Origin of the sequence: Flavobacterium sp. HJ-32-4, from assembly GCF_022532105.1 — a bacterium.
Lineage (GTDB): Bacteria > Bacteroidota > Bacteroidia > Flavobacteriales > Flavobacteriaceae > Flavobacterium.
Genome location: NZ_CP092832.1, coordinates 1,717,399 through 1,734,277, shown reverse-complemented (window position 1 = coordinate 1,734,277; position 16,879 = coordinate 1,717,399). Strand labels below are relative to the sequence as shown.

Genomic DNA, 16,879 nt, shown 5'->3' with positions numbered 1-16,879 from the left:
GTTACGTTTGGTGGTCTCCTTCGAAAAGGACTCATCAACATTATACAAAAGGATTGCCTGCACAACAGGCCGTCCTTTTTTTATGCGTCGGTAGGTTGTGGTTTGTTCGGCAAGGTCACGAAGATGGTCGTGCCTTTTCCGGTTTCACTTTCGATGCGGACACAGCCGCCGTTGCGCTCGGCCATATCACGGCACAGCACGAGTCCGATATGGTGGCTTTTCTCCGATGCCTGGCTCGACGTCACTTCTTCAAGGCTGAAGATATGACGGCGTTGGGTTTCGTTCATACCCGGACCCGTATCGGTCACGAAGAACGTCGTCGTGTCGCCATCCGTGCCGCACCCCAATGTGATGGCATCGCCCGGACGGCAAAACTTCACGCTGTTCGACAACAGGTTACGCATGATGACGTCGACCATATTCGGATCGGCGTACGCCATGCAATCTTCGCTGATGGCATTCTCAACCTCGAGTTTCTTGATTCGGATCTTCGGATCGTTCAAACGGATGTTCTTATCGGCCAGCTTCCGCAAGGCAAACGTCTCCGGCCGCACGGTGATGCCTTCGAGCTGGTTCTTGGCCCATTCGAGCAGGTTGTCGAGAAATTCGTTGGTGCTGTAGATCGTGTCTTCCAGTTTGAGAAGGGTGTCGTGCACGTCCATCTCTTTCAGGTGGCCTTCGCGGTACAGGGAAAAGAGCATCTGAAGCGTCGACATCGGACTGCGCAGGTCGTGTGATACGATGGAGAAAAACTTGTTCTTGACATCGTTCAGGCGTTCAAGTTCCTGGTTTTGTTGTTCGCTGAGCCGCACCTGTGACTCGAGTTCGGCATTGATAGACGCGATTTCCTCTTTCTGTTCGGCCAATATGCGGCTGATGGTTTGGTTTTCTTTGTTGCGACGGTAATACAACAAGAACAGTATCGCCATCAGGGCCAGCGACACCGAAATGATGACGATGGTCGTCACATAATTCGTGTTGCGTGATACGATCTGCCGGTTGTGTTTCTCAAGGTCGTCGTTCTCCGATTGGATCCGTTCAAACTCGGCCTGCACCACATCCTGCCGCGCTTTCTCTTCGTTGATGCTATCGCGCACGGCCACATGTTCTTGCAGGAAACGGAACGCACGAGCCGTATTTCCAGACGCTTCATTAATATCAGAGAGCTGCTTGAGAATCAATCCGGCTTCCGATTTATTGTTCGCATAACGCGCCTTCTTCAGCGCCAGTAGCCCATCGCGCTCGGCACCTTTATAGTCCCCAAGTTCGGCACGTACCTGTGAATAGGTGAGTAAGACGGCGGATTCCTGATACGGATCCCCGACCTTTCGTATGCCTGTAAGCGCCTCGTCGAGGTGCTGCTTCGCGATATCGAGTTTGTTTTGTTTGGCCGCTAACTTGGCTAGTCCCCAATGGGTCATCGCACTACCTGTAACATCGCCTAAACGCGTTCGGATGACGAGACTTTTCTCGTATTCACGGGCGGCCAGGTCAAAGCGCTTCAGTTCGAGATCGGCATTGCCCAACGTATACAGCGCATACGCGATACCGCTATCATCACCTGCCGACGTATAGCTGTCGAGCACTTTTGAAAAATAGCTCCGCGCCTGTGTGTATTGCTCCATATCAAAATACAAAGAGCCAATATTGGTCAGGCATTGGTTGATGCCCTTCAACTGCCGCAGTTTCTTGTAAATGACCAGGGCTTCCTTATAATGGCGAATGGCTTCCTGCGAATTGTCGACCATGTCATAAGTGTAGCCGATACAGGCCAGTGCACGGGCACGGCCTTTGACGTAGTGAATCCGATCTGCAATTTCAAGGCCGCGTTTGAAATAAAACATGGCACTGTCCATTCGGCTGCGGATGCCATGGCTGATGCCGATGTCGATGAATGACTCCGCTACAATCGAATCGCGTCCCATTTTCCTGGCGAGGCGTCCGTATTTGCGGGCATACGACATCTTTTTGGAAGGATCCACCGAACTGTACGACGTCGACAACGCCATCAGCACCCGCAAACGGGCGGTATCAGTAGTAACGCGGGGTAGTTCTTGCTCCAGTTGCTTCACGCGCGCCATCTGTCCATACAAGGAAGGCCAGCCGCACAAAAGTAGCGTCACCAGGAGTATCCGGTAAAGAAGCTGCATGGAATTCGGTTAGTCGTTTAGGGTAGACAGGATTTGCCCTAAATGTAGGGATAGATAGTTTGATTTCCATGCTTTTGGCCAAAAATATTCGCAAAAAGAAATTAACAACAAAAAAGCCACCCTCTTTTAAGGATGGCTTGCGAGTGATTCAGTGCTTTTTTAGAAAGTAATCGTGCTGATAGGTGTAAGGGAAAAATCAGGGCCATAGGCATACTGACGTACCACGTTGGTACCCACCGCCACCAGGTGTGTCTGCAACGGAATAACGTCGCTCACCGCATCAGTATAGGTGTTCATCAAATGCAGTGAAGCCGAAGACGATGCATCGTATACCCGAAGCCCATCCGCCGCACACACATATACAGTGTTAGCGCGCACACCGAGTCCGCGTGGTTGGTCCATTAAATACGACGATACCAGCGCTGGTTGCATGACGTTCGAAATATCGATCACGTTCATCTGGTCTTCTATCGCCCCACAGGTAGAGCCTCCCCTGACGGTAATGTACGCCGTTTGGCCTTCCACCACTACCGGATCACAAGCTGTGGCGTGTGCGAATCCGGAAAGGAACACAGGATTGAAGGCATCGGTCGCATCTACGATATACATGCCGGAAGTCGCGCCGACAAAGAGATAGTCGCCCGACTTGAATAGCGTTTCAAACTGTCCGCCGCCCAACCAAAACTCGAGATATACTTCTTTATCGAACGCCGTCTGCTCGGGATCCTGGATATTAAAGACTTTCAGTGAGTAATTTTCCGTCGTATACAACGCATCCCCATTGATCTGGAACTTGGCATACGATCCGCCAACGCCCACCTGCCCTGAAGCCGGCGCCGAGGTTACGCCTCCTGCATTATCGCCTTCGAATTCCATCGGATAGACCGTATACTCGGGTTTGGCACGACGCTCGGTGCGGAAGGAAACCGCAATCTCGTCAACTGCGGGAACGGTCGTCCAGTCGTAGAACTCGGCGTCGGTCGGATATACAGGTGAAAAATACACCACATTCTCCAGCGTCTGCACCAACTGGATGTTGTTGACGTCAGAAATATCAAATACCAGCAGATCAACGAAATTGTCGGCATACAGGTAATTTCCTTTTACCGCAATGTCATGCACCCCTTCGATATTGAGGAAGGCGATGTTCTGCGGCTGCGCGGGGTTGGCATTGTCAAAGATGTGCACACCCGATTCCTGGGCGATATAAAACAGGCGGTTTTTCGCTACATAGATCTTACCGTCGGATTGGGTCGGTTGTGCGTTTTCCACCGATACCGACTGCCGGATCTGTGCCAACGAGCGATAGACCGGTACGGCGAATAACGCCGTTTCGCCCGATGCCGAGTCGTCATCGCTGCACGAAACCAGCGACGCCAGGCTGCAACAGGCGAGGAATAGAAAGACAAACTTTTTCATAAGGTGTGTTTTGTTGGTTATCAAATATAGCTTTTTTACAGAGATTACGAGAAACGCGTTGCGTTGCGTCCGCCCTAACTATTTGTTAAACAGTACCGCCGCCCGATGGCAAAATCGTACCTTAAAATAAAAAACATGCAACCTGATACAACCGACTTCAACCACGAGCAAAAAGTAAACGAAGGCTTCAGCGGCGAACAACTGCCATCCAACTTCGATCCATCCGGAAAACCGTTGCAACCCGAAACGGAAACCACCCGCGACGGTGAACACAACACCGTCCACCGCCAACGCGAGCGCAACGAACGTCCGCAGAAAAGCAGCGCTTCCCCTTCCCAACCCGGTGCCGGTGTGGCAAAAGAAAACGAAGATTTCAATCGTGACCCCGCCGCCGACCGCTATCCGCCGTCACATCCTGAAAACCATATCGACAGAACAGAACCTTAAAAAGAGTTCTTTTTTCGCATTTTGCCAGAAAAATGTATTTTTACGACGCTTTTTAGGAATGGATCCGTTTGTGTAGCCCTCCCCTCACACACACGGCCCACCGTCATAATCATACCTTTTTCTGATGACCGAAACCCGACCCTCTGGCGTACGCCGTTTGTATACGCTGATTAGAAGAGCCGTTGCCGGCGAACACATGGATTTCACCTCTGGAAGCATCCGCCTTTCGGTAGTCATGCTGGCCGTACCCATGATGCTCGAAATGATGATGGAATCGGTGTTTGCACTCGTCGACCTCTATTTCGTCGGGCATTTACCCGAAAGCAGCGTCGCGATCCAAACGGTGGGGTTGACCGAATCCGTACTCACCATTCTTTACTCACTCGCCATCGGGATGAGCATGGCCGCCACGGCCCTCGTCGCCCGCCGCGTGGGTGAAAAGAACCCCGAAGCCGCCTCTAAATCGGGTATGCAGGCCATTTTGCTGGCCATCGCCGTCAACCTGCCTATTGCCCTGGTCGGCGTTTTCTATGGGCGCGACTTATTGGAACTATTAGGTGCCGATCCAGCCGCAGCCGCACACGGAACGCCTTTCATCCAAATCATGATGGGCGGATCATTCGTCATCATGCTACTCTTCCTTATCAACGGGATCTTCCGCGGCGCCGGAAACGCCGCCATCGCCATGCGAAGCCTGTGGGTAGCGAACATCAGCAATATTATACTGTGCCCCCTTTTCATTAACGGACTCGGACCTATCCCTGCTTTTGGGCTCACCGGCGCCGCCATTGCCACCACCACCGGGCGCGGTATCGGCGTGGCCTACCAACTCTACCATTTGGGGAACGGAAAAGGTATCATCAAGGCACATCTCGCCTATCTCATTCCCGACAAAGAGCAACTGCGTGCCCTGGTATCCATCGCCACACCCGCCGTCTTCCAATTCGTCATCGCCTCGTGCAGTTGGATCTTCCTCGCACAACTCGTTGCCACGACGGGCGGCAGCACCGGTTCCGCAGGTTACCAAACCGCTATCCGCCTGATGATGTTCTTCATGCTGCCCGCCTGGGGCATGAGCAACGCCGCCGCGACGCTAGTCGGACAAAACCTGGGCGCCAAACAACCGCAACGCGCCGAAGACTCTGTCTGGAAAACCGCCAAATACAATGCCATCTACATGGGCATCGTCACCATCATCTCGCTCGTCGGTGCCGATTGGCTCGTCGCCGTGTTCAGTCCGGACCCGGCCGTGCAGGACGTCGCCAAAACGGCCATCCGCCTTATCTGCGCGGGTTACATCTTCTACGGTATGGGCATGGTCATGCTAAACGCCTTCAACGGAGCCGGTGATACGCGCACCCCTACCATTGTCAACCTCATCGGTTTCTGGATTTTCCAGATTCCGCTGGCCTACCTGCTCGCCAAACACTGGGAGTTGGGTCCGCTGGGCGTTTTCATCGCGTTGCCGGTCGCTGAAACCTGCATGAGCCTCGCCAGCCTCGTGCTCTTCCGCCGCGGCAAATGGAAGGAAACGAAGGTCTAACGCCCTCCTACCCCACCTTTTTTCGCATTACTACAGAATTTTTCCGTAAAAAGCACGTTTACAGTGTAACAGAGTAGGCGCCGCGTCGTCTTTTGAATTGTATAATGCTTTCTTAAAATCCTATAAAAAGTATCTTAAGGGCGTAGTGTAATTTAGCTTTCAGAACCACTAAAAACCGCAAGTCATGAAAATCCTGTCGTTAGTGCTGTCCGTAGCGGTGTTTTTTACCTCCGGCTACTTTTTCATAACCGATTTCCGCGCCTCCACCGATATGAACTACCTCATCTATATGAGCCTCCTGGCCATCCTGATGCTCATCTGTATCGTCGGCGTCATGATCAACCTGCCGCTCCTGCTGCGCTCCCGACGCAAAGTGCGGTCGCTCATCTACAACAGTTACTCCAAAGAACGGGTTCGCAACAAACAGTTCGACAGCAGTTTCGACCTCCTTTAATTTGATTTCTTTACATATCCCCCTGAGACGGCCTGACTTATTCAGGTCGTTTCTTTTTTAGGGCGCCCCCTGCGGGCCGGGCTATCCGCTTTAGCTTTTTGTCTCTATCCCCTCCTCATCTGGTTCACCCCACGCGCCTTCTCTTCCCACTGGCCCACAGGCAAAAAGGCTGTCGCTCCTATCCCTGGCGCGCCGCCGTCAACACCTTTCCCACCCCACGCTATGGATACGGCGGGTTTCCCGTAATCGAGGTACCGAAAGTTTTGCTACTTTTACGCTCCAGACAACTTCCATGGATTCGCCTCTTTACCTCATACTCGCGTTTGTGATCGCGCTCGCCGCCGGACTCTACCTCGGTAAACTCTTATTTGCCGCACGTAGCAAAAACGACGTCGCCGCGCTCGAAGAACGCAACCTGTCACTTGACATCCAGTTGGCCACCCTACGCGAACAGGCACAGGCCGAACGACTTGCATCCGAAAAAATGCTGCGCGACACCACCGCCGACCGCGAAGCCATCCGCCAGGAAAAAGAACAACTGGCCGTGGCCCTGTCGCGAAAAGAATCCGATTACCAACACCTGTGGGAGCGCCACGCCGAGCAAAAGGCCGAAATCGAACAATTGCAGCAGAAGTTCACACGCGAATTCGAAAACCTCGCCAATAAAATCCTTGAGGAAAAATCGACAAAATTCACCGAGCAGAACCGCGAAAACCTGAAGAACATCCTGTCACCGCTGCAGGAGAAAATCCACCTCTTCGAAAAGAAAGTCGAGGATACGCACAAAGAAAGCATCGACTACCACGCGGCCCTGCGCCAGCAAATCCTGGGCCTCCGGGAAATGAACGAGCAGATGAGCCGCGAAACGCTCAACCTGACGAAAGCCCTGAAAGGCGACAGTAAAATGCAGGGCAACTGGGGCGAACTTATTTTAGAACGCGTACTCGAAAAATCGGGACTCGAAAAAGGGCGCGAGTATTTCGTGCAGAACAGCCACACCACCGCCGACGGCGCCCGCGTCTACCCCGACGTAATCATCAACCTGCCCGACGGCAAAAAGATGATCGTCGATTCAAAGGTTACGCTTACCGCCTACGAACGCTATGTCAACGAAGACGACGATACGCTGAAAGCAGCCCACCTGCGCGAACACGTAGCATCACTGCGCCGCCACGTCGACCAACTGGGGGAAAAGAATTACCACGAGTTGTACCAGATGGAAAGTCCCGACTTCGTGTTGCTCTTCGTACCCATCGAAGCGGCCTTTGCCATCGCCTCCAACGAAGACGCCGATCTTTACAACCGCGCCTTCGGACGCAACATCGTCATCGTCACGCCTTCAACGCTTTTGGCCACACTGCGCACCATCGACAGCATGTGGACGAACCAGAAACAGCAGGAAAACGCCATCGAGATCGCCCGCCAGGCAGGTGCGCTCTACGACAAATTCACCGGGCTTGTCACCGACCTTATAGCGGTGGGCAAGAAGATCGACGACGCCAAATCGGGCTATTCCGACGCGATGAACAAACTGGTAGAAGGCAAGGGCAATCTCGTGACCAGCGTCGAGCGACTCAAATATATGGGTGCCAAAGCCAAGAAAGCGCTTCCGGAATCGCTGTTGAAACGCGCCACCGATGAAGCCGATCCTACCCAATTCCTAGAAGAATGAGCGAGCGCCAATTCAAACCCGTCCGTGATTCGAAAGTCACCCTATCGCAGTTGATGCTGCCCTCACACGCCAATTTCAGCGGAAAAATACACGGTGGCTACCTGCTGTCGCTACTCGACCAGGTGGCGTTTGCCTCCGCTTCCAAATTCTCGGGTTACTACTGTGTGACCGCATCGGTCGATACCGTCGATTTCCTGGCGCCCATCGAAATTGGCGAACTCGTCACGCTAAAGGCCTCCGTCAACTATGCCGGTAAAAGCTCGATGGTAGTGGGCATCCGCGTGACGGCTGAAAACATCACCACGGGCAGCGTCAAGCATTGTAATTCTTCCTATTTCACCATGGTCGCCAAAGACGAAACCGGCGCCAAAGCCCTCGTTCCCGGACTCCTTTTGTCGAGTCCTGAAGAAGTCCGTCGCTACCACCATGCCCTACAACGAATCGAGCGCCGACAAGCGTCGATCACCGAAGAAGCCGCTTTCGACCACCTGTCCGATCACGCCTTCGCGAAGCTTTCGGATCACGCCGTAAAAATTTCTTTTCCGAAAAAGTAGGGTTTTTTAAGACTGGATTGTTATCCTTCAAACGGCCACGTTCCAACGTTGCCGAATGTGATTTTTTTTGGCAAACACGATGAAAATTTCACTATTTTTAGCCCTTTCAAGAATCGAATGAAAAACTACTACTTATTTTCGCTTATCTGCCTTATTACCATTGCCTTTACGGGCTGTTCCACTGACCAGGACGACGAGTATGTACCCGTGTCCCCTGTCTCGGTTGACTTAACGAAAGTGCCTTACGCCAAACTCTCTGAATACAAGTTCTTTGACGGCGACATGAAACTGCAGCAACCGGCCCTGGGCGTATTGCCGTATGAACCCGCCAGTGCGTTGTTTACCGACTATGCCCACAAGAAGCGATTTGTCTGGCTTCCGGAGGGGACTACCGCTACGTACAGCGGCGACAATAAAGTCCTCGAATTACCCGTCGGATCGGCCATCATCAAAACCTTCTACTACGATCGCGTGCAAAACGCACCCACCCCCAATGCCACCCGTATCATCGAAACACGGGTCATGATCCGTAAAGAAACCGGCTGGATTTTCGCGGATTACGTCTGGAATCCCGAACAGACCGAAGCCACACTTGACCTGTTAGGCAGCTTCACCGATGTGGTGTGGGAAGACACCGATATGAACGGTGCGTCTGTCACCCGTTCGGCCACCTATCGCATCCCGTCGGAAGAGCAGTGTATCATCTGCCACAAGAAGAAAGAAGTGGTGAACGGCACGGAAGTCACCACCTTCACCCCCATCGGCATCAAACCACAAAACCTGAACACCACTTATGCTTACGCCGACGGAGTATCTAACCAATTGACCAAATGGATCGAGGCAGGATATGCAAGCAGTTTCCCACTGCCTACCGCCGAGAAATCCGCAATAGACTATAAAGACCAGACCCAGACGCTCGAAAAGCGCGTCCGGTCGTATGTAGACATCAATTGCGCCCACTGCCATTCCGCTACCGGCCACTGCGATTATCGTCCGATGCGTTTTGCCTTTTCCGAAACTGAAAACAATCCGACCAATCTGGGGGTCTGTGTCGACACCCAGGACATGCAGGGCTTTCCCGGCGCACTTCGCAAAATCATCACACCACAGAACGTCGAACGCTCGATGCTGTATTACCGCATCAATACCACCAACGAAACCTTCCGCATGCCGCTACACGGACGTACCATTATCCATGAAGAAGGCGTGAAACTGGTCGGTGACTGGATCAATTCCCTACAACCTTGTAATTAAACCACTACACTTAAAACAACCATAATCCATCAGGTATGAAAAACATTACGCTCATTTTGGGATCCCTGCTGCTCGGACAACTGTCCTTCGGCCAGGATACCTGTCAGACCGCCCTACCTGTCACGGGACCGGGCCTTTACGTCGTCACCGCGGTGAACGGAGCCCAGGTGCCGTCCCCGATCTGTGCCGACAACGGTGGCGGTGCCACAGCCGGTGAATGGTATGCCTACACACCTGCCGCCGACCACACCGTCACCATCACCACCGATCTGGCCGTAAACGCCAACAAGGACACCCGGGTGCATATCTACACCGGAACCTGCGCCGCACTGAACTGCCTTGCGGGCGATGACGATAGCGGTAACACCTACGGGACCTACCTGTCAACCGTTTCGTTCAACGTAACGGCCGGACAGACGTACATCATCGCGTGGGACAACCGCTGGAATTCTACCGGCTTCACATGGCAGCTCACTGAGGGCGACGTCGTGGTGCCTCCGCCGACACCTATCACGTACACGACGCAGGGGGTAGCCACTATCAACAGTTCCTACAATATCTGTATCGCGGATATGAACAACGACCATCTCGACGACATCGTTGGTATCAGCCCTAATGCACTCAAGATTCACTACCAGAACGCGGACCACACCTTTACCATTGGTAACTTTACCATTTCCGGTGCTCATAAAATGCCAACCTGGAGTATGGCCGCAGGTGATTTTAATGACGATGGCTACAACGACCTCGTACTCGGAGCGGGCGATGGTCTTAGCCTCTGGAAATCCAATAGCACCGGAACAGCTTACACCTCTGTAACACCGGGCCAATATATTTTCTGTCAGCGCACGAACTTCGCCGACATCAACAACGATGGTAACCTCGACATCTTCTCCTGCCACGACGTCGCCCCTAACGTATACTACCTCAACGACGGCAACGGCGGCATGACGTATTACCAATCAGGCGTTACACCAGGTTCATACCTGCTCGGAAACTGGGCTACAGGTGGTAATTACGCCTCTCTTTGGAGCGACCTTGACAACGACGGTGACCTCGATATGTTCATCTCGAAATGTTCCGGACCTCCATGCGAAATGCACCGTAATGACGGAAGTGGTGTGTTCACCAATATCTCCGCGCTTGCCGGCACCAACATGCAGCCGATCCAGTCGTGGTCGTCTTGCGTAGCTGACTTTGACAACGACGGCGACATGGATATCCTGATTGGATCGAATGGCAACGTCAAATCAAAATTGATGAAGAACAACCTCGACTCTACCGTCATCGACGAAGCTTTCACCGACATTTCCGCAGGTTCAGGATGGGACACCGACAATACGACCAACCGCGACTATGTAGCCTATGATTTTGACAACGACGGGTACCTTGACGTACTGAGTGCTACCGGCCGTATCATGTTCAACCAGGGCGATATGACCTTTGCACTGGTGCCATACACCGGTCTTCAGGTGGGTGCCGTAGGTGACCTCAACAACGACGGCTTCCTTGACATCCTCAACAACAGCACCATCCGCTATGCCGTGCCAAATGGCAACAACTGGCTGAAAGTAGCGCTCAACGGTGTTTCAAGTAACCGCAACGGTATCGGGGCGCGTCTTATCATCGAAGGACCTTTCGGCAAAAAGATTCGCGACGTACGCAGCGGTGAAGGATTTGAATTCATGGGTTCTATGAACGTACATTTCGGTATCGGCACGTATGATGCAATCGACAAGATCGTCATCATCTGGCCATCGGGATTGGTTGACCTTATCAGCAACCCTTCCGTCAACACGATGCTGACTATTACGGAAGGCGAAACACTGAGCACCCAAAACCCATTGGTAGACGGCTTCTCGATGTATCCAAACCCGGTAACCGACCAACTGCGTTTCACCACCAAATCGGGTGCTACCATCACCAGCGCACAGATCGTAGACATGGGCGGTAAAACCATCGCAAAACACCCTGTTGTAACCGACAATACGATCGACGTACGCCAACTCGCAACGGGTGCGTATATCGTAACCGTGGAAGACGGAAACGGCCATAGCATCGCCCGTCGCTTCGTGAAAAAATAATCGGGATCCGATACAATAGAAAAGCCTCGCCGTAAAGCGAGGCTTTTTTTATGGACCCAAATAGCAACTGGGTTACAACTCGACCTGAGAAAACTGGTCGAGACGGTCGAGGTGCAGGATGGTGGTCATATTGTCGTCACTTTCGGTATACATGATCTGGAACTTCGCTCCGTATACGATTTCCTGGAAGGTGTAGGAAGTTTGCGCCGCCACAACCGCACTGAACATATCATCAAAGGCTTTTACATATACGATCAACTCTCCCTCGATGCTATCGTAGTCGGAAGCAACAAAGCCATACAACGGACTGTCCTCCGTGATGGGATGCACCAGCGTCCAGCTTAAGGCAAGCGAATTGATCCGCTCGAATTCCAATGGCAGGGCATAAAAACGGTTCATGGGCACGCCGTTTTCCTCAACCGTCATCCCCAACGTCACTTTGACTTCGGCATCGGTCAGGTTGGTATTCTTGTGCGGTGTCATCCGCAGCATCAGCGCCGTACCACCCCGGTAAGGTGCAATCAGTGCGTTGTGCGAGAACCGGAGGAAGGCCGTGGGTTTTGAGAAACGTCCGAAGAACAAACCGGTGGCAATGGCAAAACTTAGGAGGCCCACCAAGGCTTCGGTGGCTGCTACGGCACTGGCCAGTACGCCGTTCGGACTGATATGCCCGTATCCCACCGTGGTGAACGTCTGCGCACTGAAGAAGTAAGCCTTTCCAAACTTCACCCATTCCGACCCATTCGGATCGATACCCGACAGGTATTCCACCCCAATCAGATAGTAGATAGAAGCAAACAGGAAATTGATCGCCGCGTAAAACGTCATCAGGACCCCGAGGAACTTCCAACTCGGCATGCGCAACATCGTGTGGTACCAACTGATACGCTCCAGGAACGGGATACCCCGTTTGTGGATGTTCGCCGATCCGTCTTTGTTGACGAAACGCCCGCCGTAATTCCCCGGACTCGTGCCGAATCCGGTGTTCGCCTGCGTTTGCGCTTTCTTGCTGATCCTATCGAGGAGTGACATAGTTTTTTTCTTCAAATGTACGCGGAAGCATCGTAATAAGCGAGAGGGTGGAAAAGATCGCCTTCCCCTAAATCCTATCTCCTAACTCCTGCCTCCTTCTCTACCACCTCCACTTCACCCCTCCACTACACACAAATCCTTCCGTGTGGTTCCAGATTTCATCGAAGGTGGGCTGGGTGGCCGGACCGTTTACGACCCGTTTGTACCGCCCTTGCCGCTCGTCGGTGAAGTTCTCGAAGTTGACGAAGATACTCAGGTGTTTCCCGAAATACTTCTCAGCCGAGGCTCCCAATTCCCAATAGGACGGCGTGGCCGTACGGTCGGTCAGGTACTGTTGGTCTGTAAAATACCCTTCCAATCCAATCTTAAGGTCGCGTTCCTTCTCATAAATCAGCGTCAGGTTCACCTTATGCCTCGGCACCAATGGCAACTGCCCGGCCCCAGGCACGTAACCTGCGGTCGCCTCGGTGAACGTATAACCCGCAAAGAGTTTATAATAGTCCTGGTACACGAACTTGAGGTTGGTCTCAAACCCACGGCTTCGCACCGGATCCGACGCATTGACAAAGCGATAATCGGCGCCGTCGTATTGCAGCACCAACGGGCGCGTCAGCCGGGTGTAGAAGAACATCTGGTTGGCGCTGATGGCCCATTCGCCGGGGCGTACGCGGTAGTTCACGTCGACCGTCCCGCCTGCACTGCGCTCGACCTTCGCATCGACCAGCGGGAGGACGTCGCGGTACTGCAGGGTTTCGGTCTGTTCAGTAAACACTGTAGGCGCTTTATACCCCGTGCCTCCTGTAACGCGCCCCGACCAGTTCTCATGGAACTTATACAACAACGACACCCGTGGCAGCACCGCACCAAACCGCTGTGAGGTTCCGGCCTGCATGACATAACGCACGGTCTCGGCACGAAGGCCGCTTTCCAGTATCAGCTGGTCGGTGATATCCCACGTATGCTGGGCGAACACCCCGGCTGTAGCGGTGTGACTGTCGAGGTTATGCCCCGAGGTATTGGTGCGTTGGTCAAAGCGGTCGTCGTTATAACTGGCCCCGACCACCAGATCGTGCCGCTCACGGAACGTCGCCGACCAGGTCGCCTCGCCAAAACCCGTGAGGTTGTTTCCGGTGAACTTGTAATCTGGGAGTTCAATCTCACGGATGAACACCGCCAGACTGCCGCGCAATCGAAACGTACCTGCCCCCAATGTCGTCTGCAACTCGGCGTTCGTCGTATTGCGGAGCGTGATATTGCGTTCGAAATAGGTGTGAAAGGCATCCTCGCGGTGGTCGATCACCCGGGTGTCACCGCCGGTGTTGCGGCTCACGGCGTATTGGTTGCCGAGCTCAAATGACGTCTTCTCCCCTTTATACCAAAACACCTTCGGATGAAGCGACAGGTTGAACGACTGCGGCAGTTCCGAAAAACCGTCACGGTCGACGTCATAATCGTTTTGCAGATTGGCGAGTCCGAGCAATGTATAGCCCCACTTATCATTCCGTTTGGAAAAGAAGCCACCCAGGTTCGACTGCCCGACGTGCGACTGGTTCAGCAGCAGCAGGTGTTCCCCTTCGCGCGACGGATCTTTCGAGATGAAGTTGACGACACCGGCAATCGCGCCACCTCCATATAAGGTAGAGGCAGGCCCTTTGATGACTTCCACCTGCTTCAGGTCAAGGGGTGGAATTTCAAGGATTGACAATCCGTTGGCGAAGTTGCCGAAGTTCGGGTAGCCGTCTTTGAGCAATTGGGTATAGCGTCCGTCGAGTCCCTGCACCCGGATGCTGGAATTGCCCGATGTAGCAGAGGTCTGTTGCACCTGTATACCCGTACTCTCATGTAGCACCATCGAGACGTTGGCGGGGCGCATATTGGCTTTTTCATCGAGTTCTTCCGAATCGATGGTCTCAACGCGGGTGGGCGTATTGCGGATGGTGCGCGAGGTGCGGGTTGATTTGATGACCACCTCTTCGAGTCCCTCGTCAGACCCAAGGCTGTCTTTCGGTTGTTCCTGTGCGGATACCACCGATGCGGCGCCGAGTAGCGCCACGAAAAAAAGTTGTTTCATGAATTGAAATTAGGATGAGTAATGCGAAAAATACCCGTTCTTAAAAACGGGAGTCGAAAGCATTACGCCATCCTGGGCGGTTGCCAGATGCCGGTTGACGGGGTGTCAGGAGCCGGTGAAACGTAACCATACGTGTGGTCGGGATACTCAGGCGTGACTGTTCCCGCTGTGTACCAAACGGGAGCTTGCGGCGTGGCCATTACCGTACCGCAGCAGGCGCAAACACAGAACGGAGGGCATTGTTCTTCTTCTCCCTCGTGGTCGTGCGCCGCGATTTCCTTCCGCACCTCTGAACACTCGCCTGCATCGTGACACGGCACAACTGCCAGCGCGAAGAGGTAAAAAGCGAAAAGAAGGAGAAGGCCTTTCATGGGGTAAAGATAAGGAGAGAAGTTGGAAGAAGTTCGGAAGTTCGGGAGAAGATCGGGAGTTCGGGAGTTCGGAAGATCGGAAGAAGTTCGGAAGTGTGGAAGTGCGGAGTTGGGAAACCATCGCGCCACCAACCAAGCTTACCCTTTTCAAAACACCCTTTAACCCATACCCTTTACCTTATACCTCTTACCCTATACCCAATACCTATTACCCACCACCCCTCTTCCCACCCAAAACCCAAAACTCAAAACTCAACACTCACCACTCAACCCTCAATTCCTATCTTTGCGCCAAACAAAACCATCATGAAAAAAATTACTCTTTTATTATTACTGTGTGCGGCGTCACTTTCGGCGCAGAAGAAATGGAGCATTGAGGCGCATTATACCCTTCCTACGGGCAACAACGTATATGGCGATAATTACACCGGACTGGTAGATGCCGGATTCAAATGGGCCTTTGTAAGTGTACCAGTGGTGCGTGTGGGCCTTTCCGTCAACGCCAGCCTGATGTACGACAAACAGCTTAATGACACCCAGGACTACCTCACCTACGCGATTCCGGTGCAGCCACGTGCATTTGCCGAGTTCAGCCTCGAACCTGCTATTAAACTACATCCTTCGATAGGCATCGGATACACGACCGTACTTTTCAATTCATCGGGTACCCTTGACGGGGAAGCGATCGCCGATGCCGATCCGCAATACGGTGTTAACGCCAATGTGGGCCTGGCCTATGACATCATCGCCGGACTTTTCGTGCAAATACAATACGACTACGTAAAACTCACGGGCAATGTGCCTGTGAAAGATTCTTACAACCAAAACCTGACCAGCCTGCGAGCCGGAGTAGGGTTTCGGTTTTAAGGAGATCGGAAGAAGTTCGGAAGATCAGGAGTTCGGACGACGGACGTAATTTCAAAAAAATAGAAGACCTGTGAGGCGTGGCCTGGCAGGTCTTTTTTTTGGGGTTGGTGGTGGTTAGTAGTTAGTCATTGGACAACTTTCGGACCTCCGACTTTCAGACTTTCGACTTTCGACTTTCGACTCTCGGACTTCTCCCTCACCCCAACGCCGCAAAAAAAGCGACGCGGTCGATTTCCAATATATCGGTTAGCGTAAAAAATTGTGGGAGGGAGAGCGGTGCCTTACCCGACTCTAATCTGGCGTAGTAGCTCTGTGATACATTCAACCTCATCGCTACATATTCCTGTGAATACTGTTTCACTAAACGTTGCAGCCTGATGGCTTCCAATGCCCGCTCAACCATGGTCATTTATTAGGTAAATTAGATGGTTTTGGGGAGCGGAAAATTACTGTTTTTTTTCAAACAATCAACGTGTTAACAAATTATTCCAATAGGTTCTAGTTTAGAACAACTTGATAATTGACGCGCGTCTTTTTTGTATGAATATTTGCACAAATTCCTGAAAGGGAAGCTACCCACCTAATCACATCAGTAATTATTAAAGCCATTCAAAATGAAGAGAATCTTTTTAATCGGAGCGTTGATTGCTTCTGCCGGTGTTTTTGCAAATGAGCGTAAGGAACCGTCCGCAGACCTAAATCAGGAAGTCCAAAAAGGCCAGAACGAAGAGGTGTACACGTGTTGTACGGCTACACTCTATTATTTCGGGGAGAAATGCGACTCCTACACCATGTGTAGCGACATGCCCTTATATGACAATTGCCAAGCGGCCAAGACCATACTGCTGGATAGGAATCCAGACGCGAAAAAAGCGCTTACAAAGAGCCTTTCTCAGAATTAATTCCCTTATCGATTTATCGTCATAAATGCCAACAAAAACACTATGCTCTGTCATGGTGT

General features: G+C 52.5%; 15 protein-coding genes. 9 read left to right on the top strand and 6 right to left on the bottom strand.

Going from position 1 to position 16,879, the window contains the following annotated elements; genetic code table 11:
- Window positions 1-80: 80 nt before the first annotated feature.
- Both MKO97_RS07110 and MKO97_RS07105 read right to left on the bottom strand, forming a co-directional pair.
- Window positions 81-2,150, bottom strand: a complete 2,070-nt coding sequence (locus tag MKO97_RS07110; protein ID WP_241105448.1) for a tetratricopeptide repeat-containing sensor histidine kinase — start codon at window positions 2,148-2,150, stop codon at window positions 81-83.
- Between the two features lie 159 nt (window positions 2,151-2,309).
- Complete coding sequence (locus MKO97_RS07105) at window positions 2,310-3,569, bottom strand: LVIVD repeat-containing protein (RefSeq protein WP_241105447.1); 1,260 nt, start codon at window positions 3,567-3,569, stop codon at window positions 2,310-2,312.
- A 135-nt stretch (window positions 3,570-3,704) separates the two neighbouring features.
- Here MKO97_RS07105 and MKO97_RS07100 point away from each other — a divergent pair, with 135 nt between their 5' ends.
- From MKO97_RS07100 to MKO97_RS07070, 7 genes are all read left to right on the top strand, one after another.
- Complete coding sequence (locus MKO97_RS07100) at window positions 3,705-4,016, top strand: hypothetical protein (RefSeq protein WP_241105446.1); 312 nt, start codon at window positions 3,705-3,707, stop codon at window positions 4,014-4,016.
- Window positions 4,017-4,140: 124 nt separating this feature from the next.
- Entirely contained in the window at window positions 4,141-5,559 is a 1,419-nt protein-coding gene (locus MKO97_RS07095; RefSeq protein WP_241105445.1) for an MATE family efflux transporter, read from the top strand.
- A gap of 184 nt (window positions 5,560-5,743) precedes the next feature.
- Complete coding sequence (locus tag MKO97_RS07090) at window positions 5,744-6,013, top strand: hypothetical protein (protein WP_241105444.1); 270 nt, start codon at window positions 5,744-5,746, stop codon at window positions 6,011-6,013.
- Window positions 6,014-6,305: 292 nt separating this feature from the next.
- On the top strand, window positions 6,306-7,685 hold the full coding sequence (rmuC, locus tag MKO97_RS07085; protein ID WP_241105443.1) for a DNA recombination protein RmuC: 1,380 nt from the start codon (window positions 6,306-6,308) through the stop codon (window positions 7,683-7,685).
- Entirely contained in the window at window positions 7,682-8,239 is a 558-nt protein-coding gene (locus MKO97_RS07080) for an acyl-CoA thioesterase (RefSeq protein WP_241105442.1), read from the top strand. The genes rmuC and MKO97_RS07080 overlap by 4 nt, the downstream gene beginning before the upstream one ends.
- Before the next feature lie 117 nt (window positions 8,240-8,356).
- Window positions 8,357-9,493 (top strand): hypothetical protein, encoded by a 1,137-nt coding sequence (locus MKO97_RS07075; protein WP_241105441.1) that lies wholly within the window; start codon window positions 8,357-8,359, stop codon window positions 9,491-9,493.
- Between the two features lie 35 nt (window positions 9,494-9,528).
- Window positions 9,529-11,577: an FG-GAP-like repeat-containing protein gene (locus MKO97_RS07070; protein WP_241105440.1), complete on the top strand. Its 2,049-nt coding sequence runs from the start codon at window positions 9,529-9,531 to the stop codon at window positions 11,575-11,577.
- 72 nt (window positions 11,578-11,649) lie between these two features.
- Here the strand turns inward: MKO97_RS07070 and MKO97_RS07065 are convergent, their stop codons facing one another.
- From MKO97_RS07065 to MKO97_RS07055, 3 genes are all read right to left on the bottom strand, one after another.
- On the bottom strand, window positions 11,650-12,609 hold the full coding sequence (locus tag MKO97_RS07065) for an ion channel (protein ID WP_241105439.1): 960 nt from the start codon (window positions 12,607-12,609) through the stop codon (window positions 11,650-11,652).
- 100 nt (window positions 12,610-12,709) lie between these two features.
- Window positions 12,710-14,680, bottom strand: coding sequence for a TonB-dependent siderophore receptor (locus MKO97_RS07060; RefSeq protein ID WP_241105438.1), 1,971 nt, complete (start codon window positions 14,678-14,680; stop codon window positions 12,710-12,712).
- A gap of 62 nt (window positions 14,681-14,742) precedes the next feature.
- The gene (locus MKO97_RS07055; protein ID WP_241105437.1) at window positions 14,743-15,051 is read right to left on the bottom strand and encodes a DUF6660 family protein; all 309 of its coding nucleotides are present in this window, start codon (window positions 15,049-15,051) and stop codon (window positions 14,743-14,745) included.
- A gap of 306 nt (window positions 15,052-15,357) precedes the next feature.
- Here MKO97_RS07055 and MKO97_RS07050 point away from each other — a divergent pair, with 306 nt between their 5' ends.
- The gene (locus MKO97_RS07050) at window positions 15,358-15,918 is read left to right on the top strand and encodes an outer membrane protein (RefSeq protein ID WP_241105436.1); all 561 of its coding nucleotides are present in this window, start codon (window positions 15,358-15,360) and stop codon (window positions 15,916-15,918) included.
- A gap of 196 nt (window positions 15,919-16,114) precedes the next feature.
- Here the strand turns inward: MKO97_RS07050 and MKO97_RS15130 are convergent, their stop codons facing one another.
- Entirely contained in the window at window positions 16,115-16,321 is a 207-nt protein-coding gene (locus MKO97_RS15130) for a helix-turn-helix domain-containing protein (protein ID WP_371820443.1), read from the bottom strand.
- A 211-nt stretch (window positions 16,322-16,532) separates the two neighbouring features.
- On the opposite strand from MKO97_RS15130, the gene MKO97_RS07045 reads away from it, so the two are divergent.
- Window positions 16,533-16,820, top strand: coding sequence for a hypothetical protein (locus tag MKO97_RS07045; RefSeq protein WP_241105435.1), 288 nt, complete (start codon window positions 16,533-16,535; stop codon window positions 16,818-16,820).
- Window positions 16,821-16,879: the final 59 nt, after the last annotated feature.

Coding starts and splice junctions, on each gene's coding strand:
- MKO97_RS07110 (WP_241105448.1), bottom strand. CDS start 2,150: ATGCAGCTTCTTTACCGGATACTCCTGGTGACGCTACTTTTGTGCGGC.
- MKO97_RS07105 (WP_241105447.1), bottom strand. CDS start 3,569: ATGAAAAAGTTTGTCTTTCTATTCCTCGCCTGTTGCAGCCTGGCGTCG.
- MKO97_RS07100 (WP_241105446.1), top strand. CDS start 3,705: ATGCAACCTGATACAACCGACTTCAACCACGAGCAAAAAGTAAACGAA.
- MKO97_RS07095 (WP_241105445.1), top strand. CDS start 4,141: ATGACCGAAACCCGACCCTCTGGCGTACGCCGTTTGTATACGCTGATT.
- MKO97_RS07090 (WP_241105444.1), top strand. CDS start 5,744: ATGAAAATCCTGTCGTTAGTGCTGTCCGTAGCGGTGTTTTTTACCTCC.
- rmuC (WP_241105443.1), top strand. CDS start 6,306: ATGGATTCGCCTCTTTACCTCATACTCGCGTTTGTGATCGCGCTCGCC.
- MKO97_RS07080 (WP_241105442.1), top strand. CDS start 7,682: ATGAGCGAGCGCCAATTCAAACCCGTCCGTGATTCGAAAGTCACCCTA.
- MKO97_RS07075 (WP_241105441.1), top strand. CDS start 8,357: ATGAAAAACTACTACTTATTTTCGCTTATCTGCCTTATTACCATTGCC.
- MKO97_RS07070 (WP_241105440.1), top strand. CDS start 9,529: ATGAAAAACATTACGCTCATTTTGGGATCCCTGCTGCTCGGACAACTG.
- MKO97_RS07065 (WP_241105439.1), bottom strand. CDS start 12,609: ATGTCACTCCTCGATAGGATCAGCAAGAAAGCGCAAACGCAGGCGAAC.
- MKO97_RS07060 (WP_241105438.1), bottom strand. CDS start 14,680: ATGAAACAACTTTTTTTCGTGGCGCTACTCGGCGCCGCATCGGTGGTA.
- MKO97_RS07055 (WP_241105437.1), bottom strand. CDS start 15,051: ATGAAAGGCCTTCTCCTTCTTTTCGCTTTTTACCTCTTCGCGCTGGCA.
- MKO97_RS07050 (WP_241105436.1), top strand. CDS start 15,358: ATGAAAAAAATTACTCTTTTATTATTACTGTGTGCGGCGTCACTTTCG.
- MKO97_RS15130 (WP_371820443.1), bottom strand. CDS start 16,321: ATGGTTGAGCGGGCATTGGAAGCCATCAGGCTGCAACGTTTAGTGAAA.
- MKO97_RS07045 (WP_241105435.1), top strand. CDS start 16,533: ATGAAGAGAATCTTTTTAATCGGAGCGTTGATTGCTTCTGCCGGTGTT.